General features: G+C 64.1%; 31 protein-coding genes. 12 read left to right on the forward strand and 19 right to left on the reverse strand.

Annotated elements, in window-relative coordinates; translation table 11 throughout:
• The first annotated feature begins 4 nt into the window (after nt 1-4).
• Nucleotides 5-892, forward strand: coding sequence for an XdhC family protein (locus Q2941_RS05810; RefSeq protein ID WP_051389747.1), 888 nt, complete (start codon nt 5-7; stop codon nt 890-892).
• Complete coding sequence (locus Q2941_RS05815; RefSeq protein ID WP_027523090.1) at nt 852-1,313, forward strand: SRPBCC family protein; 462 nt, start codon at nt 852-854, stop codon at nt 1,311-1,313. The genes Q2941_RS05810 and Q2941_RS05815 overlap by 41 nt, the downstream gene beginning before the upstream one ends.
• Nucleotide 1,314: 1 nt before the next feature.
• Here the strand turns inward: Q2941_RS05815 and Q2941_RS05820 are convergent, their stop codons facing one another.
• Together Q2941_RS05820 and Q2941_RS05825 are read right to left on the reverse strand one after the other, a co-directional pair.
• Nucleotides 1,315-1,887: a DUF1700 domain-containing protein gene (locus Q2941_RS05820; RefSeq protein ID WP_027523091.1), complete on the reverse strand. Its 573-nt coding sequence runs from the start codon at nt 1,885-1,887 to the stop codon at nt 1,315-1,317.
• Nucleotides 1,884-2,213: a PadR family transcriptional regulator gene (locus Q2941_RS05825; RefSeq protein WP_027523092.1), complete on the reverse strand. Its 330-nt coding sequence runs from the start codon at nt 2,211-2,213 to the stop codon at nt 1,884-1,886. Before Q2941_RS05825 ends, Q2941_RS05820 begins: the two co-directional genes overlap by 4 nt.
• A 113-nt stretch (nt 2,214-2,326) precedes the next feature.
• Here Q2941_RS05825 and Q2941_RS05830 point away from each other — a divergent pair, with 113 nt between their 5' ends.
• Together Q2941_RS05830 and Q2941_RS05835 are read left to right on the forward strand one after the other, a co-directional pair.
• Nucleotides 2,327-3,421 carry a serine hydrolase domain-containing protein gene (locus Q2941_RS05830; protein WP_458191911.1) on the forward strand — a complete coding sequence of 365 codons (1,095 nt, stop codon included), beginning with the start codon at nt 2,327-2,329 and terminating at the stop codon, nt 3,419-3,421.
• A 35-nt stretch (nt 3,422-3,456) separates the two neighbouring features.
• Nucleotides 3,457-4,455: a dienelactone hydrolase family protein gene (locus Q2941_RS05835; protein WP_458191912.1), complete on the forward strand. Its 999-nt coding sequence runs from the start codon at nt 3,457-3,459 to the stop codon at nt 4,453-4,455.
• 55 nt (nt 4,456-4,510) lie between these two features.
• Here Q2941_RS05835 and Q2941_RS05840 read toward each other — a convergent pair whose 3' ends face one another.
• The 8 genes from Q2941_RS05840 to Q2941_RS05875 all read right to left on the reverse strand — a co-directional run bounded on the left by Q2941_RS05840 (nt 4,511) and on the right by Q2941_RS05875 (nt 12,228).
• Nucleotides 4,511-5,545 (reverse strand): D-alanine--D-alanine ligase family protein, encoded by a 1,035-nt coding sequence (locus Q2941_RS05840; RefSeq protein ID WP_027523095.1) that lies wholly within the window; start codon nt 5,543-5,545, stop codon nt 4,511-4,513.
• Nucleotides 5,542-6,570 carry a putative zinc-binding metallopeptidase gene (locus Q2941_RS05845; protein ID WP_027523096.1) on the reverse strand — a complete coding sequence of 343 codons (1,029 nt, stop codon included), beginning with the start codon at nt 6,568-6,570 and terminating at the stop codon, nt 5,542-5,544. Before Q2941_RS05845 ends, Q2941_RS05840 begins: the two co-directional genes overlap by 4 nt.
• Before the next feature lie 220 nt (nt 6,571-6,790).
• Nucleotides 6,791-7,744 (reverse strand): ribose-phosphate pyrophosphokinase, encoded by a 954-nt coding sequence (locus Q2941_RS05850; RefSeq protein WP_027523097.1) that lies wholly within the window; start codon nt 7,742-7,744, stop codon nt 6,791-6,793.
• 191 nt (nt 7,745-7,935) lie between these two features.
• Complete coding sequence (locus Q2941_RS05855; RefSeq protein WP_458191913.1) at nt 7,936-8,550, reverse strand: hypothetical protein; 615 nt, start codon at nt 8,548-8,550, stop codon at nt 7,936-7,938.
• 184 nt (nt 8,551-8,734) lie between these two features.
• Nucleotides 8,735-9,502 carry a peptidoglycan editing factor PgeF gene (pgeF, locus tag Q2941_RS05860; protein ID WP_027523099.1) on the reverse strand — a complete coding sequence of 256 codons (768 nt, stop codon included), beginning with the start codon at nt 9,500-9,502 and terminating at the stop codon, nt 8,735-8,737.
• Entirely contained in the window at nt 9,499-10,620 is a 1,122-nt protein-coding gene (locus tag Q2941_RS05865; protein ID WP_027523100.1) for a class I SAM-dependent methyltransferase, read from the reverse strand. The genes pgeF and Q2941_RS05865 overlap by 4 nt, the downstream gene beginning before the upstream one ends.
• 21 nt (nt 10,621-10,641) lie before the next feature.
• The gene (gene lgt, locus Q2941_RS05870) at nt 10,642-11,484 is read right to left on the reverse strand and encodes a prolipoprotein diacylglyceryl transferase (protein ID WP_027523101.1); all 843 of its coding nucleotides are present in this window, start codon (nt 11,482-11,484) and stop codon (nt 10,642-10,644) included.
• A 12-nt stretch (nt 11,485-11,496) separates the two neighbouring features.
• Nucleotides 11,497-12,228: a dienelactone hydrolase family protein gene (locus tag Q2941_RS05875; protein WP_027523102.1), complete on the reverse strand. Its 732-nt coding sequence runs from the start codon at nt 12,226-12,228 to the stop codon at nt 11,497-11,499.
• Nucleotides 12,229-12,404: 176 nt separating this feature from the next.
• Between Q2941_RS05875 and Q2941_RS05880 the strand changes: the two genes are divergently transcribed.
• The 4 genes from Q2941_RS05880 to ychF all read left to right on the forward strand — a co-directional run bounded on the left by Q2941_RS05880 (nt 12,405) and on the right by ychF (nt 15,495).
• On the forward strand, nt 12,405-12,671 hold the full coding sequence (locus Q2941_RS05880; protein ID WP_027523103.1) for an accessory factor UbiK family protein: 267 nt from the start codon (nt 12,405-12,407) through the stop codon (nt 12,669-12,671).
• 213 nt (nt 12,672-12,884) lie between these two features.
• Nucleotides 12,885-13,610, forward strand: a complete 726-nt coding sequence (locus Q2941_RS05885; RefSeq protein ID WP_027523104.1) for a 50S ribosomal protein L25/general stress protein Ctc — start codon at nt 12,885-12,887, stop codon at nt 13,608-13,610.
• 60 nt (nt 13,611-13,670) lie between these two features.
• Nucleotides 13,671-14,276 (forward strand): aminoacyl-tRNA hydrolase, encoded by a 606-nt coding sequence (gene pth / locus Q2941_RS05890; protein WP_027523105.1) that lies wholly within the window; start codon nt 13,671-13,673, stop codon nt 14,274-14,276.
• 121 nt (nt 14,277-14,397) lie between these two features.
• Nucleotides 14,398-15,495 (forward strand): redox-regulated ATPase YchF, encoded by a 1,098-nt coding sequence (gene ychF, locus Q2941_RS05895; RefSeq protein ID WP_027523106.1) that lies wholly within the window; start codon nt 14,398-14,400, stop codon nt 15,493-15,495.
• Nucleotides 15,496-15,609: 114 nt separating this feature from the next.
• Here the strand turns inward: ychF and Q2941_RS05900 are convergent, their stop codons facing one another.
• The gene (locus Q2941_RS05900; RefSeq protein ID WP_027523107.1) at nt 15,610-15,903 is read right to left on the reverse strand and encodes a DUF4282 domain-containing protein; all 294 of its coding nucleotides are present in this window, start codon (nt 15,901-15,903) and stop codon (nt 15,610-15,612) included.
• Nucleotides 15,904-16,058: 155 nt separating this feature from the next.
• Between Q2941_RS05900 and Q2941_RS05905 the strand changes: the two genes are divergently transcribed.
• The 3 genes from Q2941_RS05905 (at nt 16,059) to Q2941_RS05915 (ending at nt 17,336) form a co-directional block, all read left to right on the forward strand.
• Entirely contained in the window at nt 16,059-16,511 is a 453-nt protein-coding gene (locus Q2941_RS05905) for a MaoC family dehydratase (RefSeq protein ID WP_027523108.1), read from the forward strand.
• Nucleotides 16,511-16,993, forward strand: a complete 483-nt coding sequence (locus tag Q2941_RS05910) for a MaoC family dehydratase (RefSeq protein WP_458191914.1) — start codon at nt 16,511-16,513, stop codon at nt 16,991-16,993. The genes Q2941_RS05905 and Q2941_RS05910 overlap by 1 nt, the downstream gene beginning before the upstream one ends.
• Nucleotides 16,994-17,189: 196 nt before the next feature.
• Nucleotides 17,190-17,336, forward strand: a complete 147-nt coding sequence (locus Q2941_RS05915) for a hypothetical protein (protein WP_458191915.1) — start codon at nt 17,190-17,192, stop codon at nt 17,334-17,336.
• Between the two features lie 42 nt (nt 17,337-17,378).
• On the opposite strand, the gene Q2941_RS05920 is transcribed toward Q2941_RS05915, so the two are convergent.
• The 6 genes from Q2941_RS05920 to Q2941_RS05945 form a co-directional block, all read right to left on the reverse strand.
• Nucleotides 17,379-17,516, reverse strand: coding sequence for a hypothetical protein (locus Q2941_RS05920; RefSeq protein ID WP_198031757.1), 138 nt, complete (start codon nt 17,514-17,516; stop codon nt 17,379-17,381).
• Nucleotides 17,517-17,836: 320 nt separating this feature from the next.
• Nucleotides 17,837-18,253, reverse strand: a complete 417-nt coding sequence (locus Q2941_RS05925; RefSeq protein ID WP_027523111.1) for a hypothetical protein — start codon at nt 18,251-18,253, stop codon at nt 17,837-17,839.
• 307 nt (nt 18,254-18,560) lie between these two features.
• Nucleotides 18,561-19,469 carry a hypothetical protein gene (locus Q2941_RS05930; RefSeq protein WP_458191916.1) on the reverse strand — a complete coding sequence of 303 codons (909 nt, stop codon included), beginning with the start codon at nt 19,467-19,469 and terminating at the stop codon, nt 18,561-18,563.
• A gap of 270 nt (nt 19,470-19,739) precedes the next feature.
• Nucleotides 19,740-20,180, reverse strand: a complete 441-nt coding sequence (locus tag Q2941_RS05935) for a nuclear transport factor 2 family protein (RefSeq protein ID WP_458191917.1) — start codon at nt 20,178-20,180, stop codon at nt 19,740-19,742.
• 181 nt (nt 20,181-20,361) lie between these two features.
• Nucleotides 20,362-20,628, reverse strand: a complete 267-nt coding sequence (locus tag Q2941_RS05940; RefSeq protein WP_027523114.1) for a hypothetical protein — start codon at nt 20,626-20,628, stop codon at nt 20,362-20,364.
• 288 nt (nt 20,629-20,916) lie between these two features.
• Entirely contained in the window at nt 20,917-21,366 is a 450-nt protein-coding gene (locus Q2941_RS05945; RefSeq protein WP_254110921.1) for a nuclear transport factor 2 family protein, read from the reverse strand.
• Nucleotides 21,367-21,665: 299 nt separating this feature from the next.
• Here Q2941_RS05945 and Q2941_RS05950 point away from each other — a divergent pair, with 299 nt between their 5' ends.
• Entirely contained in the window at nt 21,666-22,052 is a 387-nt protein-coding gene (locus tag Q2941_RS05950; RefSeq protein WP_027523116.1) for a hypothetical protein, read from the forward strand.
• 184 nt (nt 22,053-22,236) lie between these two features.
• On the opposite strand, the gene Q2941_RS05955 is transcribed toward Q2941_RS05950, so the two are convergent.
• Complete coding sequence (locus Q2941_RS05955) at nt 22,237-22,938, reverse strand: hypothetical protein (protein ID WP_458191918.1); 702 nt, start codon at nt 22,936-22,938, stop codon at nt 22,237-22,239.
• Between the two features lie 284 nt (nt 22,939-23,222).
• On the reverse strand, nt 23,223-26,120 hold the full coding sequence (uvrB, locus tag Q2941_RS05960) for an excinuclease ABC subunit UvrB (protein ID WP_458191919.1): 2,898 nt from the start codon (nt 26,118-26,120) through the stop codon (nt 23,223-23,225).
• Nucleotides 26,121-26,162 lie beyond the last annotated feature (42 nt).

Consider the following 26,162-nt stretch of genomic DNA (forward strand, 5'->3'; position numbering starts at 1 on the left):
GCCAATGACAGCGAATGTCGAAGTGCTGGATCTGGTGGCGCAGCTGAAGGCCGCCGAGCGTGCCTTCGTGCTCGCCACCGTTGTGCGCACCGTGTCGGTCACAGCGGCCAAAGCTGGCGCAAAGGCGATCATCGCGGCCGACGGGCGCATCGTCGCGGGCTGGATTGGCGGCGGCTGCGCCCGGGGTGCGGTGCTGAAGGCGGCGCGCGAGGCGCTCGCCGATGGCGTGCCGCGCATGGTGTCGGTGCAGCCGGAGAATCTGCTCGCCGAGCTCGGCGTCAGCCCGGGTGAGAGCCGCGACGGCATCCGCTTTGCCAGCAACATGTGCCCGAGCAAGGGAACCATGGACATTTTCGTCGAGCCGGTGCTGCCGCATCCTTCGGTCGTCATTCTCGGCGCGAGCCCGGTTGCGCTGTCGCTCGCAGCCCAAGCCCGCACGCTAGGCTTTCACGTCACGCTGGCGGCGCCATCGGCCGATCTCGCCTCGCAGCCCGACGCCGACACGCTCATCGACGGCTACCGGTTGGGCGAATTGACTGAGGCAAAACGCTTCGTCGTGGTCTCGACGCAAGGCAAGGGTGACGAGGCCGCGCTGCGTGCCGCGGTCGCAACCGAAGCCGCCTATCACGCCTTCGTCGGCAGCCGCCGCAAGATGGCGGCGCTGCGCGCCAAGCTGATCGCGGAGGGCGTGGATGCCGTTGCGATCGATCGCGTCAAGGCGCCGGCCGGGCTCGATCTCGGCGCCATCACGCCGGAGGAGATCGCGATGTCGATCCTCGCCGAGATCACGCAAGCGCGCCGCCGCGGCCAGCGCGCCGCCACCTCGCTCACGGACAAGGAGAAGACCGACCATGCAGATGACCGACAGCCAGCGCATTCCCGCATCCCGTGACAAGGTCTGGGCAGCGCTCAACGATCCCGATGTGCTCAAGCAGTGCATCCCGGGCTGTCAGTCGCTCGAGGTCACCGGCCCGAACGAAATGACCGCGACCGTCGTCTTCAGGGTCGGCCCGGTGAAGGCAACCTTCGGCGGCAAGGTGACGCTCTCCGATCTTCAGCCACCGAACAGCTATCGCATTTCGGGTGAAGGCTCGGGCGGCGTCGCCGGCTTCGCCAAAGGCGGCGCAATGGTGCGGCTGGAGTCGGACGGTGCCGACAGCACCGTGCTGCACTATGATGTCGACGCGCAGATCGGCGGCAAGCTGGCCCAGCTCGGGGCGCGGTTGATCAACTCCACGGCAACGAAGCTCGCCGGAGAGTTCTTTGCGTCCTTTGCCGAGGTTGTCAGCGCCAGGGCGGTGGCGGACACCTGACTCACGCGATCGGCTGCTCCGGCTTGAGCAGCCGGTAATGCAGCCGCGCGTAGCCGCCGAGCCACCTGACGGCAGCATTGAGTCCAAGCAGCAGCAATGCACCGAAACCTACGCCTGTCGTCACCAGCGTGATGCCCGCCAAAGCGCGCAAAATGAGCGCGACGATCCGTCCGTCACCTACATGCTTGTAGAGGCTGAGCAGCAATCCGATTCCGACGATCCCGAGGACGAGCATCACGAAGGCTATCACGAGCAGGATCAGCACGACCACCAGCAGCAACGGCAGCAGCAGGATGATATCGACCACGGCGAGGCCGCCGAGTGCCAGCAGCGCGGCCGTGGAGTTTTGCAGGGAATGATGATTTTCCCACCGGCGAAGCCCGGTCTCGGCGCGCAGCTCGCGCGCCAGTCGCCGCGGGTCGCCGAGCGCTTCCGCGACCTGCTCCTCGGGCCGGCCGGAGGCGCGGGCTTCATCGAAGTGGGCGGCGTAGTCGGCGAGGATGTCGTCGACATCGTCTCTGGGAAGTCCGGCGAGCCCGTCACCGAGGATGTGGAGGAAGTCGGCACGCTTCATCTGGTGTCTCCGAGCAACTCGTTGACGGCGTCCGCGAATGTGCGCCACTCGCGCTTCTGCGCGGTGAAGGCCGCGCGGCCCGCCGGCGTGAGCCGGTAGTATTTTCGCGGCGGCCCGCTGCTGGATTCGGCGAGGCGGGTGTCGACGAGTCCGTCATCCTGCATGCGTCGCATCAGTGGATAGATCGTGCCTTCGCCCATGCCGACGCTGGCCGCCAGTGTCGAGGCGATCTCATAGGCATAGCTCTCGCGGCGCGCGAGCAGAGCGAGCACGCAGAGTTCGAGCGCGCCCTTCTTGAGCTGAATTTGATTCGCGGAATCTGCCATTCCTCCACTTGACTACACTGCCTTGAAGTGAACTTATATAGCAAGGTACTGTGTATCACAAGGTACCTGTTAATATGCACCTCCAGGTGCGCGCTTTTATGGGAGACGCAGCCATGAGCCTTCTTGATCGTCGCCGCCTTCTCGCTGTCCTTGGCGCCGGCCTCGCTGCGCCGCGTACATTGCTTGCAGCCGCACCATCCGAAGCGATCGCGCAGCGGCTTGCGGACGCCGAACGCAACGGCAAGGTGTTCGGTCTACATGCGCTGCTCGTGAGCCAGGGCGGCAAGTTCGTGTTCGAGCATTACGGGCAGGGCGTGGACGTGGCCTGGGACCGGCTGCTCGATAATGTCGTGTTCGGGCCGGACGTAGCGCACGATCTGCGCTCGGTCTCCAAGAGCGTGGTCGGGCTCGCCTATGGTGTTGCGCTTGCGGCAGGCAAGGTCCCGCCGCCGGATGCCAAGCTCTACGGCCAGTTTCCGGAGTACGCCGATCTCGCCAGGCAGCCGGGCCGCGACAAGATCACGATCCATCACGTGCTCTCGATGACGCTCGGCTTCGACTGGGACGAGCTGACGATCCCCTATGGCGATCCGCGCAACAGCGAGATGGCAATGGAAGCCGCCGCCGACCGCTATCGCTTCATCCTCGAGCGTCCGATCGTTGGTGAGCCCGGCGTGAAGTGGACCTATTGTGGCGGCGCCACCGCGCTGCTCGGCCGCCTCATCGCCAAGGGCACTGGGGAAGCGTTGCCGGCCTATTGCCGCCGCGTGCTGTTCGATCCCATGGGCTTTGGTCCGTCCGACTGGAGCGTCGGCCGCGACGGCGAGCCGCGCGCCGCGTCGGGCCTGCGGCTCCTCCCGCGCGACCTCTTGAAGATCGGCCGGCTCATGCTCGCTGGCGGCACCTGGAACGGAACACCCATCGTTCCCGCCGACTGGGTAAAACGCGTCACGACGCCTGTGGTCCCGACCAGCAACATCCGCAGCTACGGCTATCACTGGTACATGGGCGATTATGCGCCCGGCACAACTCCACAGCCATTGCACTGGTTCGGCGGTGTCGGCTGGGGCGGCCAGTATCTCTTCGTCATTCCCGCGCGTGATCTCGTCATCGTGATCCATTGCGGGAATTACCGGCGGACCGGCGCCGAGCAGACCGCGGTCATGCGCACGCTCATGACCGAGATCGTGTTGCCGAACTTCGTGTAAGTGCGAACGCGCAGAGTCAGACAGAAGGGGCTCTCATGCACCGGTTTTTATGCGTCCTCATGGCGATGGTCGTATTTGGAACAGCGGCTGCGCATTGTCAGGCACCACAGGCCGGAACGACCACGATCACGCTTCAATCGTCTACCTACAGCGACTTTCGTCAGCTTCTGACGCGAGAGGCTCCGGCCGGAACGGTTACTATCCGTGCGAATCTGGGCTTTCCGGATGAAGCCAGGGATCACTATCCCGCAATCATCGTCATTCATACGATCAGCGGCTATCGCGATGCCAATGAAGGCTATGTCGTTGCTGAACTACGCAAGTCAGGTTTCGCCACCTTGACCTACGACAGCTTTGCCGCGCGCGGGACAACGGGGGCGGTTCTGTCGGGGACGCCGGCCTATCTGCCCGCCGGTGTGGCGGACGCTTACGCCGCGCTGCGGCGGCTGGCGAGCGAGCCCAGGATTGACGCCGATCGAATTGCCATTATGGGTTTCTCATATGGCGGTGAGATGGCTCATCTGACGGCCTTTGAGCGGCTTCGTTCGGCGCTGGATCCCGGACAAGGTCGCTTCGCCGCGCATGTTGCTTTCTATCCCGCCGGAAATTTCGGCGTAATCGCCGAAAGCGGTGCCTATACCGGGTCGCCGGTGTTGATGCTGCTTGGCGAGAAAGACGACAATCTGCCGGTGGCAAAGATCGAAAGCTATCTGGCCTACGCCCGGGCTGCCGGGAATCCGGCGCCGATCGAAACCGTCATCTACCGGGGAGCCTACCACGCATGGACCGTTCCTAGCCTGGTGACGTTGCGCTTCTACCCTGACTACGTCAGCACAAAAAAATGTCCGCTCATCCTGCTCGGATCAAACGGACCTGCGTTCCTCATCGATGGTCAAGCAAAGGCGTTCGACCCGGGCTTCTTCGCGGCTTGCATGGGCGAGGCGCCCGGCTATTCGATGGTTTTCGATGCCGCGGTTCGGGAGCGATCGATCAGCGATTCGGTGCAGTTTCTTCGGCGAAAGCTCCAACCCTAGCGCGTGGGACGGTTGGCTGGGTAACGCGAACGATTCCGGACTCGCCCCGCAAGGATCAACCCAGGGATACGCCTGCCTTGGCACGACTTATCCCGAGAGTCAGGATGCGCTCCAGGAGATCCGGATATTTGAGCCCGTCGTGCTGAGCTGCCGTGGCGAACTCTTGGCTCTTCGCGATTTCGGGATTTGGGTTTGCTTCGATGAAATACGGCGTGCCGTCGGCGGAGAGACGAAAATCGATGCGCGCGTATCCGTCGAGTCCAAGCGCCCGATAGACGCGTTTCGCAGTTCGCTGAATGCGTGCGGTGACCTCGGGCGCCAGGTCTTTCGCTGGCCCGTCGACGATTCCGACGCGCTCCTGATAATCTGGATCGTGCTTGGCCTTCTCGGTGGCGATGTGCCGTGACCTGTGACCGCCCATGCTGCCGAATTTCAATTCCCAAACCGGTAAAACGCGCAGGCGGTTGTTGCCGAGCACGCCGACATAGAGCTCCCGTCCCTCGATAAACTGCTCGGCGATGGCGGCGGTCTCGCTCCGATCGTGGATGAAGGCGACCCGCTCGGCGAGCTTCTCGTCGGTATCGACGATCGATGCCTGAGAGATCCCGAAGGATCCATCCAGGTTCAGGCTCTTGACGATCAGCGGCAGCGCGAGGCGCGGTGGCCGTTTGACCTTGCGGCGCATCGGGAAAACGGCGAAGGCCGGCACCGCGATCCGGCGATGGTGCACCAGCGTCTTGGAAAGGTCCTTACCGCGCGCCAGGATCAGGCCGCGCGGGTTGCATCCGGTATAGGCGACCTTCATCAGCTCGAGATAGCTCGCGATGTGCTGGTCATATGCGACGTTGTAGTGGAACTCCTCCAGCAAGGTGAAAACCACGTGCGGCTTGAAGTCCTCGATCGCGTCGCGCACCGGCTTGATTTCCTCCTGCGCGCCGAGTGGACGAACGTCATGACCGGCCGCGCGCAGGGTGCTCACGACGTCGTATTCTGTTTTCCATTCATTGATCTGCTGCGCGGTGTATCCGTCGGTCGAGTCCGGAGGCACGAAATCCGGATGCATGAGCACGAGAATACGGAGGCGTCTCATAGCGCAATCCATTTGCGTCGTGATGGGCCGAACAGCGCGTGCATGGTCTTGGCGGTGACGAGCACGGTGAAGTCGAGAACGAGCTTCTGTTCAGGGCCAACGGCACGCAGATCTAGCTCGCGGCAGCGGGAGATCATGTCGTCAAGCACGGCGTCGAGCGTAAGCTGGTTCTCGCCGGTCCATCGCGCTACCAATTGCCTGATTTTTGCGCGGTGCCGCCTGATCAGGACCGAAGCCGGCTTTGACCGTTGATGCCGTGAGGCGGCGGAAAAGAGCCTTCGGAGGTCGCGGTCGTAGGTCTTCGGCGGCGTGAAGGCGTAGAACGCCTGCTTCTTCTTGTAGTGGTCCTCGAGCGTCTGGCTGAGCTGACTCAATGGATCGACGCGCTCCCGCGTCGTGATCGCCGGTCGCTGTCCCGCGATCTCGCCCATCAGCTCGTCGACATATTCGAGCTTCTTCAACGCCGGCCAACCGGCATATCGCGTCCGCCAGTTCGAACGCGGCCGCAGCCACACCGCAAAAGTTTCGGCGAAATCCTCGTCCGGATGGCTCTGCGCGTACCAGAGCCTAAGATGCTGGACGTAACGCCGGCTGGCGGGATTGGGTCGGTAGTAGCGCGGGTAGTGTTTCGATGAGGGACCGAACAGCTGCTGCCAACGCCGGCGCCGCTGCAGCTGGTAGCCGTGCTGCACGGCATGGCCGGCCTCGTGTCGGAGGATGGCCATGCATTCGCGCCAGGTTCCGCCCTCGACGTCGAACATCATTTTCTTCTCGAGCTTCATCAGCCGCGGATGTGCGAGATAGAACGGGACGGCGATGCCTGGCACATCTGCCGGGCTAAACCATTCGCTTGATATCCATGTGTGTGGCCGCAGCCGGATGCCCCGCTCTTCGAGTTCCTCGTGAAGCGTGCTGACACAATCCTCGAGCCAGGTGCCTTCGACCGTCACCCTCAAACTGCTCAGGCGTAGTTCGAGCAACTGCTCATCCGACAGCTTTTCCCAAGCAAATTTCCGGCGTGGCATCAGGCATCCAGAAGGCAGCGATGACTCGGTATCTGGATGATGTCACGGGCCGCTGCCCGCAACAACCCGCAGAGCTGCGAGGCGTGCTGCAGCGCGTCAGAGCGCGCCGATCATAGGGTGGGCAAAGCGAAGCGAAGCGTGCCCACCGTTTGCGCCGCAAAGAAAAAGGTGGGCACGGCGCGTCGCGCCTTTACCCACCCTAGGGCACCGGGAATTTAAATCAGTCGAACAGGCTCGACACCGATTCTTCCGACGCCGTGCGCGCGATCGCATCCGAGATCAGGCTGGCGATCGGCAGCGCGCGGATGTTCGGCGCCTTGATCACCGCATCGGTCGGCAGGATCGAGTCGGTGATGACGAGCTCTTTCAGCCTCGAATTGGTGATACGGGCGGCGGCGCCGCCTGACAGGACGCCGTGAGTGATATAGGCATAGACGTCCTTGGCGCCCTTGGCGATCAGCGCATCGGCGGCGTTCACGAGCGTGCCGCCGGAATCGACGATGTCGTCGACCAGGATGCAGGTGTAGCCGGCAACGTCGCCGATCACGTTCATGACCTCGGACTCGCCGGGACGCTCGCGCCGCTTGTCGACGATCGCGAGCGGGGTGTTGATGCGCTTCGCAAGCCCACGCGCGCGCGCCACGCCGCCGACGTCGGGGGAGATCACCATCACCTTGGAGAGGTCGAACTTCTCCTTGATGTCGCGCACCATCAGCGGCGCAGCGTAGAGATTGTCAGTCGGAATGTCGAAGAAGCCCTGGATCTGGCCGGCATGCAGGTCGAGCGTCATGACGCGGTCGACGCCGGCCTGCGTGATCAGGTTGGCGACGAGCTTTGCAGAGATCGGAGTGCGCGATCCCGATTTACGATCCTGCCGCGCGTAGCCGAAATAGGGCAGCACCGCGGTGATGCGGCGCGCCGACGACCGGCGCAGCGCGTCGGTGATGATCAGGAGTTCCATCAGATGGTCGTTCGCGGGGAACGAGGTCGATTGGATGATGAAGGCGTCCGAGCCGCGGACGTTCTCCTGGATCTCGACGAAGATCTCCATGTCGGCGAAGCGCCGCACGACCGCTTTCGTCAGCGGTAGGTCCAGACCTTGCGCGATCGCTTGCGCGAGCGCCGGATTGGAATTGCCGGCAACCAGCTTGATTGAGCCGTTTTTGGCCGACATGGTCGCTTCCTCCCGCGCCTTGCTGGACACGACGTTCAACATCTCGGATACCCATGGAGCACGGTTTCGACGGGCGAGCAAATATCAGGCCCAAGGCCGCACTGGCAACCCGGGATGCTACGTTTTCCCTGCGAAAATCCTGAGTCGGGCCAACAGTTTGGCTGGGTATTGGGGCTGTGGTTTAGCGCTGGTTATCGCTCGGCATAGCCGAGTGCCGCAGCCGGCATGTCTGATACGGGCGAGCCGGGCGTCACGCTTGCCACTGCCGGTCCCCGCAAGCCGGGAACGGAGCTCGGCGCATCCGGCGTTGCGTTGATCATGTTGGAAAGTCCGCTGAATCCGGCCTGCGCGATCTTCCGGAGGACCATGTCGTCGGCCGCCGACCAGGGGTCGCGGCCGCTCTTTCCGCCAGGTTCCTCACCGGACAGGCGCAGCGCCCGCTGCTGGTTGGCGTCATAGACGTCCCAGACCCAGGCGATCATGGTCTTGCCGCGGACGACCTGAGCCGAGAGATAGCTGCGCACACGGTAGGCAGCGGTGCCCTCGCGCGAGACCACCGTCAGGCTGCGCAGCTTCGATTCGCTGTCGAGCACGCCGACCATGCGGTCGAACACCTGCGGCGGCGGCCCATCGATCGATTCGAAGGCCACCGTCGTCCCGCCGCCGCCGCTCGGCGGCGCCATCGCATAGGAGTTGCTCGCCGCCCCGCCGCCGGCGCAGCCGCCAAGTGCGCACGATGCCGCCAGCAGCATGGCCACCAGCACGCGCGTGCCCGCGCGGCGCAAGAATGATGACGCTTCCCTCATTATGGAGGGCAGCGATATCGTTAAAATGCGTTAAGGTCTAGGGCAGGGGAGCCACAGTCCCAAATGCAGTCATTCCGGGGCTCGCGTAGCGAGAGCCCGGAATCTGGAGGTTGTGGCGCGAGATTCCCGGTTCGGCTCTTCGAGCCGCTCCGGAATGACGGAAATCAAAGTGTTGCTGTTGTGTTCACGCTTCGAGCGCGATCGCGTGGATGTGGCGGCCGTAGTCCGGCTCCTTGCGGTGCACGGAGCGGCGGTAGCTGAAGAAGCGCTCGTCGGCATAAGTGTCGAGGCCGAGGTCGTCGATCATCAGGATGCCGGCGGCCTCCAGTCGCATGCGGATGAAGCCGGCGAGATCGAACATCGCATGGCCCTCGCGCACGGATGGAATGAAGAACACCGCGTTATTCGCGTCCGCCTCGATGAAGCGCGCGACGAACTCGTTGCCGACCTCGTAGCTTTCCTGGCGGATCAGAGGGCCGATCGCGGCGATGATGCGGCCGCGCTCGGCGCCTAACTTTTCCATCGCCGAGATCGTGGACTCCAGCACACCCGTCAGCGCGCCCTTCCAGCCGGCATGTGCCCCGCCGATCACCCGCGCGTTCGGGTCGACGAACAGCACCGGCCCGCAATCCGCTGTGGAGACGCCGAGCGCAAGGCCGGGCGTGCGGGTGACGAGCGCATCGCCCTTCGGCCGCGGACCGCTTGGCCAGGCGCCGTCGGCGACGAGCACGTCGGGCGAGTGGATCTGGTGCAGGCTGATGAAACGCTCAGGCCGAACGCCAACATGCTCGGCCATGCGGCGGCGGTTTTCCGCGACGAGTGCCGGATCGTCATTGGAGCCGAGCCCGCCGTTGAGCGCGGCATAGATCCCGCTGGAGACGCCGCCCTCGCGGGTGAAGAAGGCGTGGCGCAGGCCGGGTACGGCCGAGAGCAGCGAGGAGCCGAGAGTCATGACGCGTCGTCGCCTTCTTCAACATGGTCGCTCAGGGCCGCGAGCGAGGTGAGCCGCGGCTCGGAGATGGCGAGCACCTTGAACATCGAGCCCATGCCGCCGCGGCCCGTATCGGTCAGTCGCTTCAGCGCTGTGGCGATGTCGGTGGCGACTTCTGGCGTCGCCTTCTGCATCAGTGCTGCCGCGCGAGTGTCGACGCCGAGGCGCTTCAAGAACTCGCCCTGCGTCACCGGTCCATGGACGCGGGCGCCAACGTCCTCGGCGGCACGCGACAGCGCCTGGAAGTCGACATGGGCGGTGACGTCGGCCTGGCCCGGCGCCTTCAGGGGATCGGCAAAGGTGTGGCGCGCGATCGCCTGGAAGGTATCGCCGGCATCGCTGCGCAAGTGGCCGTAATCGATGATCAGCGCCGCGCCGTCCTGGTCGCGCACGCGGCTTGCGAGCTTCATGATCTCGGCATCCGGCCGCCATTCGAACACCGCACCGACCGGCGCCGCCCGCACCAAAGGCGGCAGCAGCACGTCGAAGCGTGGGGTCGGATCAGCGGCGGCGCCGAACTGAAGCTTGCCGTTCGCATCAATGTCGACGACGCGCTCGTGCCAGCCGTTTTCGCGCTTCACCATCTGGTGGATCGGCAGCACGTCGAAGTACTCGTTGGTGAGGATGATCGAGGGGCCTTCAGGCACGTCGTCGATCGTGTCGTGCCAGCTGATGTTGCGCACACCCGACAGTGTCGCCTTCTGCCGCTCGCGCAGCACCGGATTGATTTCGACCATGTGGACCTGGAGTGCCTGGTAGAGCGGCGGCAGCACCCGCAGCGCGCGTAGCGCGTCCGCCATCATCGTGCCGCGGCCGGGGCCGAGCTCGATCAGCCGCAACAGCTGCGGCGAGCCCATCTGCTTCCACACCGATGCCGTCCACAGCCCCAGGAGCTCGCCGAACATCTGGCTGACTTCCGGCGCGGTGGTGAAGTCGCCTTCACGCCCGAGCGGATCGCGCGAGATGTAGTAGCCGTGACGCGGATGCATCAGGCACAGCTCCATGTACCTCCACACCGGCATCGGGCCGGAGGATTTGATCAGGGCCTTGATCTCGTTCAGCAGCGGCGAGTCGGTCACAGCCTGTCTTCTCGAAATGAATTAACGAATGGCCTCGAGCGGTTCGGGCGCACCGCGCCGCACTGCAAATACAATAAGTATGGCGCCGACGATAAGCATGGGGATCGACAACAGCATGCCCATGGTTAACCCGCCCCACAAAAATCCGAGTTGCGCGTCCGGCTCGCGAAAATGCTCGCCGATGATCCGGGTCAGGCCGTAGATCAGGATGAAGCTGCCGAGGATCATTCCCGGCCGCTTCAAGGCGCCGAAGCGGATCATCACGGCGAGCACGGTGAACAGCAGAATGCCTTCCATGCCGGCTTCATAGAGCTGGCTCGGATGGCGCGGGACGTTGCCGCCGGTCGGAAAGATCATTGCCCAGGGCAGGCTCGGATCGGCGGCGCGGCCCCACAGCTCGCCATTGATGAAATTGGCGAGCCGCCCCAGGAACAGGCCGATCGGCCCCACGGCGGTCGTGATGTCGCCGAGCGACAGGATCGAAATGCCGTTCCGGCGCGCAAACCACATCACCGCAACGACGCAGCCCAGGAAGCCGCCGTGGAAGGACATGCCGCCTTCCCACAATTTGAGAATCTCCGAGGGGTGCTCGATGAAGAAAGGCAGGTTGTAGAACAGCACGTAGCCGGTGCGGCCGCCTAGGATGATCCCGAGCGTAACCCAGAGGATGAAATCGTCGAGCTGGACCAGCGAGATCGGCGCGGGCCCGCTCCACAGCCTGTCGGTCTTGACCAGCGCGCGGGCGTAGATCCAGCCGATCACGATCCCGCCGATATAGGCGAGCGCATACCAGCGGATGGCGAACGGCCCGATTGCAATCGCGATCGGGTCGAAGGAGGGGAAGTTGATCAGAAGAAGCGGCATCGCGCCAAGGTTCTAGACAAGATTGCGGCGATAGAGCGCCAACAGGCGTTCCCAGTGCCGCTCGGCGGCGTCGCGGTGATAGACCGGGCGCTTGGGGAAGGCGAAGCCGTGATGGGTGCCGGGATAGATCTCGACCTCGGCCTTGGCGCCTTCCATGGCTGCCTTCACTTTGTCGATGATCTCCTGCGGCGCGTAGATGTCGGTCTCGGCGCAGGCGAAATAGAGCTCGGCTTTGGTCTTGCTCGCCGCGAGATGCGGGCTGTTGGATTCCTCCGTCGCCAGATGCGTGCCGTAGATCGAGGCCGCAGCCTTCACACGATCGGCAAAATGCGTGGCGGCGTTGATGGCGTAACGGCCGCTCATGCAATAGCCGACGGTGCCGACCAGCCTGGTGTTGGCGGCCGCCTGGCCCTCGGCATAGGCGAGCAGGGCGCGCGTATCGTCCATGATCAGGGGAATGTTGATCGAGTTCATCAGCTCGTACATGCGCTTGCGCTCCGGCGCATTCGGGTCCGGTGGCACCGGTCCGATCTCCATCACGCCGGAGCGGTAATAGAGGTTCGGCAGCATCACGTAGTAACCGGACGTACCGAGCCGGCGCGCCATGTCGCGCAGCTCCTCGCGGATCGCCGGCGCATCCATGTAGAAGATGATGACGGGAAACGGGCCGCCGCGCTCGGGATGGGTGATGAAGGTGGTGGTCGAGCCGTCCTTGGTCGGGATCTCGATCTGCTGGTCGATCATGGTCTCGTGCTTCGCTTTCTGATTCTTGTTATGCCCGGTCCGATCAATACGATTGCAAGGAAACCAGGGCATGACAAGGACGGCTCAGACGCGCGTATGGGCCCTTGATCGGCCGGGTCCGGATTGCCATTGTCTTCCCAAGCTCAAGGTTCGCGCAAAGGCATCCGGAGATCGCCATGACACAGACCACCAACCGGTTTTTCGACGAGATCGGACGCCTCATGAATGACGCCGCCGGTGCCGCCCAGGGCGTCAAGCGCGAGTTCGATACGGTGATGCGCACCCAGGCCGAGAAATTCCTGCGCGACATGGACCTCGTGAAGCGCGAGGAGTTCGAGGCGGTCAAGGATATGGCCCGCCTCGCCCGCGAGGAGAACGAGGCGCTGAAGGCCCGGATCGCGGCTCTGGAAACCAGGCTAGGCGGAACGCCGCCGTCCTCCTAGCAGGCGTCATTCCGGGTTCGCCCGCTGGCGCGATCGCCCGGAATGACGGCAAAACCGGTTCTGGCCGGATGCCCATTCTCCTTGTCATTTCCGCAGCTTCCGGCTAAAAGCCCGCCACGTCCGCGGCCCCCGCACCCCTGGAGGCTTGCTGCGGCGAAAACCATGGGCCGCGTTGCGGCCCATTAACTTTTGCAAAAACAAGGACTTAACGTTATGGCGACCGTCAAGGAATTGAAGGCGACCGCACGTCCGAAGAGCGGCAAGGGGGCCGCCCGGGCTGAGCGTCGCGCCGGGAGAGTGCCCGGAGTGATCTATGGCAACAACCAGCCCCCGCTCCCGATCTCGGTTGACGATCGCGAACTGCGCCAGCGCATCCTGGCCGGCCGGTTCCTCACCACCCTTGTCGACATCGACCTCGAGGGCAAGAAGCACCGCGTGATTCCGCGCGACTTCCACCTCGACCCGGTCAAGGATTTCCCGATCCATGTCGACTTCATGCGTCTCGGCGAAGGCGCCACCATCCGCATCAGCGTGCCACTGCATGTCGTGAAGGCGGAAGGCTCGCCCGGCGTGAAGCGCGGCGGCACGGTGAACATCGTCGCTCATGCGATCGAGCTCGAATGCGGTGTCGAGAACATCCCGCAGTTCATCGAGGCCGACGTCGGCTCGCTCGAGATCGGTCACTCCTTGCATCTGTCCGACGTCAAGCTGCCGACTGGCGTGAAGGCGCTGACGCGTGAGGACGCAACCCTCGTGACCATCGTGCCGCCCTCCGGCTACGCCGAAGAGCAGAAGGCGGCGGCTGCGGCTGCAGCCGGTGCTGCGGCTCCGGGTGCTGCGGCTGCGGCGGCTCCGGCGGCTGGCGCGGCAGCTCCCGCAGCGGGTGCTGCTCCGGCAGCGGCTGCCAAGGCTCCGGCCGGCGGCGACAAGAAGAAGTAATCTCTCACGGCGCTGGCGCGCGGTTTCTGACCGCGCGCCAGGCGAGGGGCGCGCCGCGTCATGCGACTCTTTGTTGGGCTCGGCAATCCCGGCGCGAGATACGCACGCAACCGGCACAATATCGGCTTCATGGCCGTCGACGAGATCGCGCGGCGTCATGCCTTTGCACCATGGCGCCGCAGATTTCAGGGCGAGACCTCCGAGGGCACGTTGGGGACCGAGCGCGTCATTCTGCTCAAGCCCACGACCTACATGAACGAGTCGGGCCGCAGCGTTCAGGAAACCTCCAGCTTCTTCAAGATCGCGCCCGGCGACGTCACAGTGTTCCAGGACGAGCTCGAGCTGCCGCCGGGCAAGGTGCGGGTGAAGATCGGCGGCGGCATCGCCGGCCATAATGGTCTGCGCTCGATCTCCGCGCATATCGGCAACGAGTATCGCCGGGTGCGGCTCGGCATCGGTCATCCCGGCGTCAAGGCGATGGTCCACAGCTATGTGCTGGCGGACTTCGCCAAGGCCGACGACGAATGGGTGACGACGCTCTGCGACGCCGTTGCCGAGCACGCTGCTCTGCTCGCCAAAGGCGCGGACGCGACCTTCGCCAACAAGGTGCATCTCGCCATGCAGGCGAAGGGATTTTTGACTAAGGACGACAACGGCAAAGAGTAGGGTGGGTTAGCCCCGCGGCTGCGCGAAGCGCAGTCCGCTCGGCGTAACCCACCATGTCACGGCAAAATGTTGGTGGGTTACGCTTCGCTAATCCACCCTACGCACTGCGTTAGAGGACACGATGGGATTCAAATGCGGGATTGTCGGGTTGCCCAATGTCGGCAAGTCGACCTTGTTCAATGCGCTGACGGAGACTGCTGCGGCGCAAGCGGCGAACTATCCGTTCTGCACCATCGAGCCGAATGTCGGTGAGGTCGCGGTGCCGGATCCGCGGCTGGAGAAGCTCGCCGCGATTGCCAAGTCAGGGCAGATCATCCCGACGCGATTGACCTTCGTCGATATCGCAGGGCTCGTGCGCGGCGCTTCCAAAGGCGAAGGCCTCGGCAACCAGTTTTTGGCCAACATCCGCGAGGTCGATGCGATCGCGCATGTCGTGCGCTGCTTTGAAGATTCCGACATTACCCATGTCGAGGGCAAGATCGCCCCGCTCGCCGACATCGAGACCATCGAGACCGAGTTGATGCTCGCGGACCTCGACAGCCTCGAGAAGCGCGTCGACAACCTCACCAAGAAGGCCAAGGGCAACGACAAGGACGCCAAGGAGCAGCTCGACCTCGTCAACCGCACGCTCGTGCTGCTGCGCGACGGCAAGCCCGCGCGCCTCGTCGAGCGCAAGGCTGAGGAAGAGCGCGCCTTCTCGATGCTCGGCCTCTTGTCGTCGAAGCCCGTGCTCTATGTCTGCAACGTCGAGGAAGGCTCGGCCGCCACCGGCAACGCTTTCTCCAAGGCAGTCGAGGAGCAGGCCGCGAAGGAGGACGCTGTCGCCGTCGTCATCTCCGCCAAGATCGAGTCCGAGATCGCGACGCTGTCACGCGAAGAGCGCGTCGACTTCCTGGAGACGCTGGGCCTGGAAGAAGCTGGCCTCGATCGCTTGATCCGCGCCGGCTACCGGCTGCTCGATCTCATCACCTATTTCACGGTGGGACCGAAGGAGGCGCGCGCCTGGACCATCCATCGTGGCACCAAGGCGCCCGCGGCGGCCGGGGTCATCCACACCGATTTCGAGAAGGGTTTCATCCGCGCCGAGACCATCGCCTATGACGATTATGTCGCGCTGGGCGGCGAAGCCGGCGCCCGCGATGCCGGCAAGCTGCGCCTCGAGGGCAAGGACTACACCGTCGCCGACGGCGACGTGATGCATTTCAGGTTTAATACGTAAGTTCTGTGGGACTCGCAGGGCGGGTTAGCGAAGCGTAACCCACCACTTCTCCCGCGGTGATGAAAGCGGTGGGTTACGCCTTCGGCTAACCCACCCTACGCATCTGCGCTTGCCTCAGCGCATCCCGCCCTGGTCGCGGATGGCGCCGAGATGCTCGTTGATGCGGAACACGATCAGGATGAACTCCGCGACGATGCGCGAGAACACGATGCCGACGATGACGCTCGCAATCGACGAGAGCACCACGAGAAAGCCGCCGAACGGGCTGATCGCCATCGCTGCGAGCCCAGAAAAGATGCCGGAGATGCCGAACAGGCAGATCAGCGCCATCACCAGCCAGTAGAAGGTCTTGATGATGGTCGGCGTGATGAAGCGGTCCCACTGAAACAGGTCGCTGAATGTGAACATCTCTCTCCCCCGGCAAATCGGGCCTGACCCGCGTCCATCCGACTCAGGGCAGGCAAGCCCTGCCGCATCGAATGTAGCACGAGCCATGCGGGCGGGCGGGTTGAGATTGCCGCAAAGTGCGGCCACAATCTGTCATCCCCGCTGATCTCACCAAGATGACCCTGACCTTCGAAGACTTTCCCACCGGCCGTTTCGGCACGTTCGGCCCGCGCCATGTCAGCCGCGACGAGATTTTGGCCTTTGCCGCTGAGTTCGATCCGCAGCCGATGCACCTCGACGAGGAAGCTGCCAGCAAGAGCATGCTCAAGGGCCTGTCCGGCTCGGGCTGGCATCTCTGCTCGCTGATGATGCGAATGATGGCCGACGGCTTCATCACCCGCGCAGCCTCGCTCGGCTCGCCCGGCGTCGACGAGGTGCGCTGGCTCTCTCCTTTAAGGCCCGGCGATGAACTGACTCTCGACGTCGACGTGTTGGAGGCGCGCGCCTCGAAGAGCCGGCCCGAACTCGGCATCGTCAAGTTCAAATGCACCGCCCGCAATTCGCGAGGCGAAGCGCTGTGCGAGATGACCTCCCCGATCCTGATCAAGCGGCGCGAAGGGCTCAAGTGATGCGGTTCTTCGAAGACATGCCGATCGGCCTGCGCCGCGAGATCGGCTCCTACACGTTCACCGCAGAAGCCATCAAGACGTTCGCCGCGAAATTCGATCCGCAGCGTTTTCACCTCGACGAGGAAGAGGGCAAGAACTCGCTGTTCGGCGGGCTCGCCGCGTCCGGCTGGCATGTCGGCTCCGCCTGCATGAGCCTGCTCGTCGCTGATGGCCAGCGCCTTGCGAGGGAAGCTGCCGCACGTGGCGAGAAGATTGCGGTGTGGGGGCCGTCACCAGGGTTTCGCGACCTGCGCTGGATCAAGCCGGTGCTCGCAGGTGATGTGGTGAGCTTCGTCAGCGAAGTCACCGACAAGCGCGTCTCCGCCTCGCGCCCCGGCTGGGGCATCCTGCAAGGCATCACGACCGGTACCAACCAGCGCGGCGAACAGGTGTACGCGATCACCACGACCGCCTTTGTGCCGATGCGCGGGCAGGGCGGTTAGACCAGTTCCAATCTGAACGGCCAAAATGCGCGGCAAGTGTTGCCCGCGCGCTATGGACGGAATTGGCGCTCGCTGCCATAAGCCTCGCCATGCGGTTCGTCGCGAAGCATTTCGCGGAACCATTGATTTGCTAACCAATTGTGAACCTGTCGCTGTCTATTTGAACCAACGGGATAGAGGACAGGGAACGAGGACCATGGCAGACCGCGGCGCACTCAAGCTGGTCGGATTCATCTTCGCCACCGCGACGCTCGCGGTGATGCTGATTGCCGGCATGGTGGTGCGGGGCTATGCCGATGGCGGCTATACGCTCGAAGCCTCGACCGTCGTGGCGGATCGCTAACGGTTCATTAACCCATCATTCGCCGGCGCGAGGCGAGCCGTTTCATCGGCTGTAGACCAGCGCCAGAATCACAATCGCGACCACCAGCAGCCCGACAAAGCGGATCATGATCGTGCCGAACTGCGTCGGCGCAGGGCGCAGCGGGATGGGGTCCGTGGTCTCGGGCCGAATGCTTTCCATCTGAAACTGTCCCCTGCCAAGGCCCGCAAAAAAGGGGCCCGCGAATGCGGCGCTAGGCTTTAGTCGCGGCGGGACTGTGGAAAGTTCAAATCAAGATTTCGCGGGTGGGAGCTGCAAAGCTTGCCACATTCTCGGTCGTCATGCCCCGCGAAGGAGGGGCATCCAGTACGCCGAGGCCCATCCGTATTCGTCGCCGCCTCTGGAATACTGGATCACCCGCCTTCGCGGGTGATGACGCCTGCAATGGGGACGCGCATCTCCCAAAATAAAACCGCCGCGCTCCCTTGGGAACGCGGCGGTCAAAGCGTTGTGGACTGCGATCAGCTGTTGCGCAGGCCGTCGGCGGCGCGCTTCCACTGCGCGACGTTGTCGGAGATCATGCGGGTCGACTTCATCGCGGCCTGGCTGAGCTGGGCGTAGCCGGATATCTCGCGCTGGACGCGCTGGCCTTCGGCATGCAGGAGATCGCGCAGGCTCTCGAGCTCGGAGATCAGGTTCTCGATTTCGGCGAGCGAAGTGCCGGCGACGCGCTGGATCAGCGAGTTGACGTTGGTGACGGTCGCTTCCGCCGACGCATCGAGCGCCGGCTCGCTGCCCGCGGCCGGACGGCGCAGATAGGCGATGTCGTTGCGCACGAAGTCGCGGATGCCGGCCTCGACTTCCGTGACCGCGGCGAGGTTGCTGTCGGCGACCTCGGTCTCAGTTGATTCAATCTTTTCCGAACGAATGGCGTTCATCGTTGTTCCCCTGTTCGCGTTGAGCGCAGCGCGAGTGTCCCCCGCACGACGACGTCTGTAAGGCGAAGGGCATCAGGGCGTCCGATTTTGACCGCATATGGGCGTAGATGCGGCAAGGATCGACCATTCGGCGGCTTTGCCGTGGCGGTGTTGTCGACCTCTCCCCGTTCTTACGGGGAGAGGGTTGGGGTGAGGGGCTGCTTCCGCAGATTCGGCGACAGTCGGACGCGGGGAGGCTCCCCCTCACCCGGAATCCGCGCTCCGCGCGCATTCCGGCCTCTCCCCGCCGGCGAGGGAGGCGAAGACCTCACCAGCTCTTCTTGAACCCGGCCGTCAGGCTCTTGTTCGTGGTGCCCTGCGCGGTCTCGCCGACGGAGCCGGAGACGGTGACGTTGTCGAACAGCTTCTGCTCGGCGCCGACCTTGCGCAGCCATTTGTCATCGGTGGTCGACATGGTCTGGCCGGCAACGAGGCTCGTTCCGGTCTCGCCGAAGGTGACCTTGGCGGACTGGTCGGTCTCGTAGTTGCGCGTGGTGCGGCCGGCAATGCCCGGGATCGGCGTCGTGCCTTGCTGGTTGACGCTGTACCCGTTCTGCAGCGTCAGGGAATGCTCGTCCGACAGCGGCACCGATTTGCTGAGCGAGGCGCCGAGCTTGCTGCTTTCGGCGCCGGGATCGACACGGGCTTCCACCGCGGTCTTGTCCCAGATCGAGCCCGCACCCGGCGCGGTCACCGTCGCCCAGGCGCTGCCGGAGGATTGCGGCACGCTGCCGCCATTGGCGGCCTTCTCCGCCAAAAGCTCGGACATCGTGGTGGGCTCGCGCGTCACCATCATGTCGGCGCCGACCTGGGTGTCCCAGAACGGGGTGACCGATTGCTTCACCGTTACCGCCGATGTGCCGTTGGCGCGCCGGTCGTTCGACCAGTTCGGCCCGCCATTGGCGGTCGCCTGCGCGCGCTTCTTCGCCGCCATCAACTCGTTGAGCGTGGCGGCGTCGATATTGAGCTGGCTCCAGTCGAGCTTGTCGACGTCGATGCCCTTGAGCACGTCGGGATCGTTGACGTCGGCCGCTTCCTCGGCCTCCTCGGGCGCGGCTGCGGCCTGGTCGGGCTGCATCGGTACGATCTGCGCCGGTGCCACCGTCATGGACGCCAACACGAACACGGCCGCCAGCAGCGGCAGCCTGGTCCAGCTCAACCCTGTCGAGAATTCCATCGTCCTGCCCGCAAGCCCGGCGCATGATCGGGAAAACTGTGCGGGTTTTCCGGCTCGATCATGCGTTTCATTCCGCGTCCACGATGCGGAGATATCGTCGCAAAATTGTGGCGGCAAGGGGCGGGCGAAACGTCACATCACAGCGAAGACCAACGGGCCGCGCGCGCTAAGCGCGCGCCCGGCGACATGGGAAGCGACCCGGCGGGGCTGGCGGCCAGGTGCTCACGCGCACGTCATCGGGCCCGGGAATGACGGGACCCGTTGGTGCCCTCACCCCACCCGGCTCATCTTCGGCAGATGAATGGGACGGCCGAGCGCCTGCTCGACGAGATCAAAGGTGTCGATCAGCACGCGCATGTTGAGCAGCCTGCCGGCCTTGAACTGCGCGAACTGCGCCACCCGCAGCGAGATCGGCTTGTCCGAATCGAGCGCCGTGAGCGAATAGCGCAGCATGGACGAGGCGGAATCCAAGCCCAGCATGATGGTCTCGCGGTCGAAGCGGCGGACGCGGAAATTGTCCGCGATCTGGCGGATGACGTCGAGCACGGCGTCCTTGCCCTGGCGGGCGCCGAGAAACGGAAACATGTCGATCGGGCCGTAGACCGCCCAGTCGACGTCCTCGTCGATCAGGGTCTCGAGATCCTCAAACTGCCGGTCGTTGATCGCGCCATGCAACGCGCGCGAGAAACGCCAGAGACTATGCTCTGTCATTTGGGTCGTTCCTGAAACTGGCTAGCAAAAAACGAAAACAACCCCATGCACAGTAGGCGCCGCGGGGTTGCTGAATTCGTTCGTACGCAAACAAATAAGCCTGGCACGCGAAAACGCAATTCACGTTTTCGCCATGCACAATTGAGTGCGCTTTGTGAAATTTACAATAGAACCCCGTAATTTACCGGTCGGTCCGGGGCACGGGTTCCCGCTGGACGGCGATCGCGTCGTCGCGCATCGCCAGCAGGCCGAACAGCACGCCGCCGGCGATCCCGCCGATCCCGGCCCCCAGGGGCATGAAGGTGAAGAACACCAGCATGCCGCTATAGCCCTCGAAATTCGTGGTCTTGAAGATTTCGACCCAGGCGAGCCCGGCTCCGATGCCCAGCGCAGCCCCGCCAAGCGACCCCAGAAACAGCCCCAAAAAGGCAAGCAACGCGATCTTCATAGGCCCGGACTCAAGTTGGCCGGCGTCCACAACGCCCCGAGGTGGGTCGGGGGAGGGAAGAGCGAGGTTCAATTTTCATCTCTCACCGTTCCAGCGCGCGAAGCGCCGCACATCCGATGTCGTCCTGGCGAAAGCCAGGACCCGTTACCCCGAATGCAACTGTGACGGACGCTGCCAACCACCAGCCTGCCCATTGCGGAAGCTGGTGGGTATGGGTCCTGGCTTTCGCCAGGACGACTATGAGGAGACAGCCAGCGTATCGTGGCATAGCGTGGATCGCGAGCCGCGCTACCCCTCCACCGGCTCCCCCACGATCAGCGGGCCGATCTCGCGCTCGAGCACCTGCTGCACCAGGTCGTAGGAATCGATGATCTCGCGGATCTCCGATACGAGCCCGTCGCGCAGCGAATAGAACACGGCCATGTCGACCTGCACGATGCGCTCGTTGGTCCGCTTCCTGAAGAAGGTGCGCAAGTACGTCGCGACCTGATCGCCCTCGGCGACGACGCGCGCCGGCTCGTGGCGGATCTCGGAATAGCGCGACCACACCGTCTGCCAGAGTTTTCGCAGCTCGGCCTTGCCGTGCCGCGGCACCATGTGCGGCAGCACGTCGATCGGTGCGTGAGTGAGGAAGTCGACGTCGTCGGTGCAGCACGCCAGCGCGGCATCGAGATCGCCGCGCGCAAAAGTCTCGAGGAGATGCAGCACGCGCTGTCTGTTCAAGCTCTCAACCGTCATGCTCCGCCGCCCCTCATTGGCCCGCACATAGCAAACGCTATCCTGGCCTGCCCGATCCCAGCAATCCGCAAAAACACCGAGGATTGCAGAGGTTTTGACGCGGCGGCGCAATACCCGGTTCATGGTATGCAACTGTACATTGTGTGACTATTTCCTGCACGGATTCGTGTGCAATAGGGCCATGGGGCAATGGCGCAGCAGGCTTGTCGATGGCGCGCGACGCCGGGCACGTGAGCCAGCTCACATCAGGCGACGCCGGCTGGGGTTAGTGTCACACGCGTGTCATCAGGGAAACACGTATGGCTGTGACCGCCGCTGCCCGGAAATCCCGCCTGCAAAACCTGCTCGAAGGTTTTGCGTTGACCGCGATTCTGCAAAGCTTTCCGACCTTTGCGGCCGCCGCGCTGATGCTCAAGCTCGTCGGCAACAAGGACCTCGTCGGCGACGCCGGCGTCGCCGTCTTCGTCGTCGGCGCATCGCTGGTCCGCGCGCTGCTCGCGGTGTCGCTGGGGCCGAAGCTGCCGACCCTGTTCCGGATGATCTACGAGCCGAAATTCTTCGACGGCCATTTGTCGCTGTCGGACAAGATCACGGAGTGGCGCACGCAGCCCGCGGCCTCGCTGCAACTGCTGACGATCATGTTGATGCTGTCGGTGCTGGCCGTGGTGGTAGCGAGCGTCGGGTAGGGTACGATGCGATTGGATGCGGCCGCAAACAGCGTTGCAGGCGCGCTCCCTCTCCCACTTGCGGGAGAGGGCGGGGGAGAGGGTTTTTCCGCAATCAGGATTCTCTGAGTGGAGAGAGCCCCGCGCCGCTTTGCGCCGCGACCTCCCCCGCAAGCGGGAGAGGTAAGGCGAGTCCGTGGCTCAATCAGACCACGACGGTGGTTGGCGTCCGCAGCCATGCTTCGTGGGTGATCGCCACCATCGACGGCACGTCGATGATGCCGATGCTGCCCCAGGTGAACATGGCATAGCCGGGCTTGGTGCCGTCCACGCCCGATGGCACGGAGGCGTCGAGCTGATGCGCCAGCCAACTGATGGTGCCGTAGCCGCACAGGCTCACGCAATGATCCTCGTTGTTGTCCTGTGTGTAGCCGGTGGCGAACCAGCCGGTCTTGAAATTGTGCGCGCGGCAGGTGGTCTCGAGCTGGTCGGCGGCGACGCCGATCTTGACCGGCCCGTGATACAGCGCGCTCTTCAGCACCGCCGGGTTGGTCCAGTCGACCGTGCTCGCGTGGCCGTCATCATAGGAGTGATCGCTCTGGCTGAAGCCTTCCTTCTGCATGGCCTTCAGCACGTTGATGAGCACCGCGCCCTCGTAGACGCCGTGGGCCTTGGCCCATTTCTCCACCTCGGCATCGCTGATGAAGATCTCCGGCTTGTGGCAGGCCTTGGCGAAGGCTTCTTCGGCGGTCACGCAGTCGCCATGGATGTCGTTGTGCCAGATCGAAAGTTTCTTGGGGAAGAACAGGTGATGGGCCGGGACGTGAGCCAGCGCCACATGCGGCATCGCCGCTGCCAGTTCGTGTCGCGGGCTCGGAATCGCACCACGTTTCACCGCCATTGCCATGTCTATCACTCCTCTAAAATGTCCACCCCGGCAATTCGTAATTGAAACGTGGAAATCGTCAGGTGAAGTAGGTCACACCGGCAAGCCGACTGGTCACACTCTGGCTTCACAAGCGTGTGTGCAAGCAGCGCATGCAAAGTGGAGACGATGTGTCGTTATCGGCTTGGCGCGGCAATGCGTGCGGGGAGGCGGCAATCTCTCGTCTTCATTCCGGGGCGCCGCAAAGCGGCGAGCCCGGAATCCATCGCGTCTCTTGCTTCTTGGGTAGAATGCGAGCGCCCAACCTACCTCTTCTTCCACCCACCCCTTCGCCCCGGCGCTCCTCCCGTCGACTTCGGCGCTGGCCCGAACTCCGGGCCCGACTGCCGCGAGTCGGTGGGCTGGATGATCCGGCTCGTGCTGCCGAACGGCTTTGACGGCAGCGCGCGGCTCTCGCGATAAGGCAGCGACTCCGGGCCGTGCATCTCGTCGAGATGCGGCTTGTGGACCTTTGAGCCGCTGCTGCCGCTGGCCTTGATCGCGGAGCCCACCGTCCTCTTCTTCATGGCGCTGACCGGGAGGTTGGCGGCGTCGCCGTATTTCCTGGTGCCGGCATAGGCGCCGGCCTTGCCCTGCACTGTGCGCTGCTTCGCGGTGGGATCGTCGACCACCGCAAGCTCGGTGGCGCGCAGGCGCTTGACCTCGTCGCGCAGGCGCGCGGCCTCCTCGAAGTTCAGGTCGGCGGCGGCCTCGCGCATGCGGGTTTCGAGGTCAGCGAGCACGGCTTCAAAGTTGTGGCCGATCGAGATGACGTCGTCGGTCATGTCGTGGCCGCCGACCTCGACCAGCACGTGGTCGCGCTCGTAGACGGAGTTGAGGATGTCGCCGATCTGTTTCTTCACGCTCTCCGGCGTGATGCCGTTGGCGTTGTTGTACTCGACCTGCTTCTCGCGGCGGCGGTTGGTCTCGGCGATCGCGCGCTCCATCGAGCCGGTCATCTGGTCGGCATAGAGGATCACCTTGCCGTCGACGTTGCGCGCGGCGCGGCCGATGGTCTGTATCAGCGAGGTCTCGCTGCGCAGAAAACCTTCCTTGTCGGCGTCGAGGATCGCGACCAGTGCGCATTCGGGAATGTCGAGCCCCTCGCGCAAGAGGTTGATGCCGACCAGCGCGTCGAAGGCGCCGAGTCGCAAATCGCGGATGATCTCGATGCGCTCAATGGTATCGATATCCGAGTGCATGTAGCGCACGCGAATGCCCTGCTCGTGCAGATATTCGGTGAGGTCCTCCGCCATGCGTTTTGTGAGCACCGTGATCAGTGAGCGATAGCCGGCCTGCGCGGTGACGCGGACCTCGCCGACGAGGTCGTCGACCTGCGTGCGCGCCGGGCGGATGTCGACGGGCGGATCGATCAAGCCGGTGGGACGGATCACCTGCTCGACGAATACGCCGCCGCTCTCGTTGAGCTCCCAGCCCGAGGGCGTCGCCGAGACGGCGACCGTCTGCGGCCGCATCATGTCCCACTCCTCGAACCGCAAGGGGCGGTTGTCCATGCAGGAGGGCAGACGGAAGCCGTATTCGGCGAGCGTTGCCTTGCGGCGGAAGTCGCCGCGGAACATGGCGCCGATCTGCGGGATGGTGACGTGGCTCTCGTCGGCGAAGATCAGCGCGTTGTCGGGCACGTATTCGAACAGCGTCGGCGGCGGCTCGCCGGGACGGCGTCCGGTCAGGTAGCGCGAATAGTTCTCGATGCCGGCGCAGCTTCCCGTCGCTTCCATCATCTCGAGATCGAAGGTGGTGCGCTGCTCCAGCCGCTGCGCTTCTAACAGGCGCCCCTGGTCGTGGAGCTGGTCGAGCCGTTGCTTCAGCTCGAACTTGATCGACTTGATTGCCTGCACCAGCGTCGGGCGCGGCGTCACATAATGCGAGTTGGCGTACATCTTGATGAATTCGAGCTCGTCCTGCTTGTGGCCGGTGAGCGGGTCGAACTCTTCGATGTTCTCGATAGTGTCGCCGAACAGATTCACGCGCCAGGCGCGGTCCTCATAGTGCGCCGGGAAGATGTCGATCACATCACCTCGAACACGAAAAGTGCCGCGGGTGAAGTCGGCCTGCGTGCGCTTGTATTGCAGCGCGACGAGGTCGGCGATGAGCTGGCGCTGGTCGATGCGCTCGCCCTTCTTCAGCGCGAAGGTCATCGCGGTATAGGTCTCGACCGAACCGATACCGTAGATGCAGGACACCGAGGCGACGATGATGACGTCGTCGCGTTCGAGCAGCGCGCGCGTCGCCGAATGGCGCATGCGATCGATCTGCTCGTTGATCGACGAATCCTTCTCGATATAGGTGTCGGTGCGCGGGACGTAGGCTTCGGGCTGGTAATAGTCGTAATACGAGACGAAATATTCGACCGCGTTGTCGGGGAAGAAATTCTTGAACTCGCCATAGAGCTGGGCGGCGAGCGTCTTGTTCGGCGCCAGGATCAGGGCAGGGCGCTGCGTCGCCTCGATCACCTTTGCCATCGTGTAGGTCTTGCCCGAGCCGGTGACGCCGAGCAGCACCTGCGAGCGATCGTTGCGCTCGACGCCTTCGACGAGCTCGGCGATCGCGGTCGGCTGATCGCCCTTGGGCTGGTATTCCGACTTGATCTCGAAGCGCACGCCGCCTTCGGACTTTTCCGGGCGCGGCGGCCGGTGCGGCGTCCACACCTTCATGGAGCCGTCGTCCTTGCGGAACTCCGGTCGTCCCTCGCGGATCAGCGTCTCCAGCGCGTCCGCGGTGGCCTTGACGCCAAGCGCCTCCATCTTGCTGCGCGGGGGACGCGCCAGGGCTTCCGCGTCATCCTCCTCCGTGGGCAGTCCGAGCTGACGGGCCAGTTCCGGATCGAGGAACGGCACGGTCGCGGCGGTGCCATAATTAGCCTGCGGCGCTTCCTCCAACCCCGCGGGGCGATCGGCCGGAAAATCCTTCGGCGTCGACGCTCGTGCGCGATGTGCGGCGGCCTCGCCGCCGGCGCGGCGGTCGCGCGAATTGTCCGGCGGCGGCTGCAGCCCCGTGGACGAGCCGATGCCGCTCTCGCCGCGATTGATCGCGGGATTGAGCAGTTCGGCCAGTGCCGGCGCGATCGGCTGCACGTCGGGCCGATGTGCTTTGGATTTCGGGGTTTTGACGGATTTTTCGGGGGGAGCAGGTTTCTTCGCCATCCTCCGAATATGGGACGAGTCCGCCGCACAGGAAAGGGCGAA

Source organism: Bradyrhizobium sp. UFLA05-153, assembly GCF_054185185.1.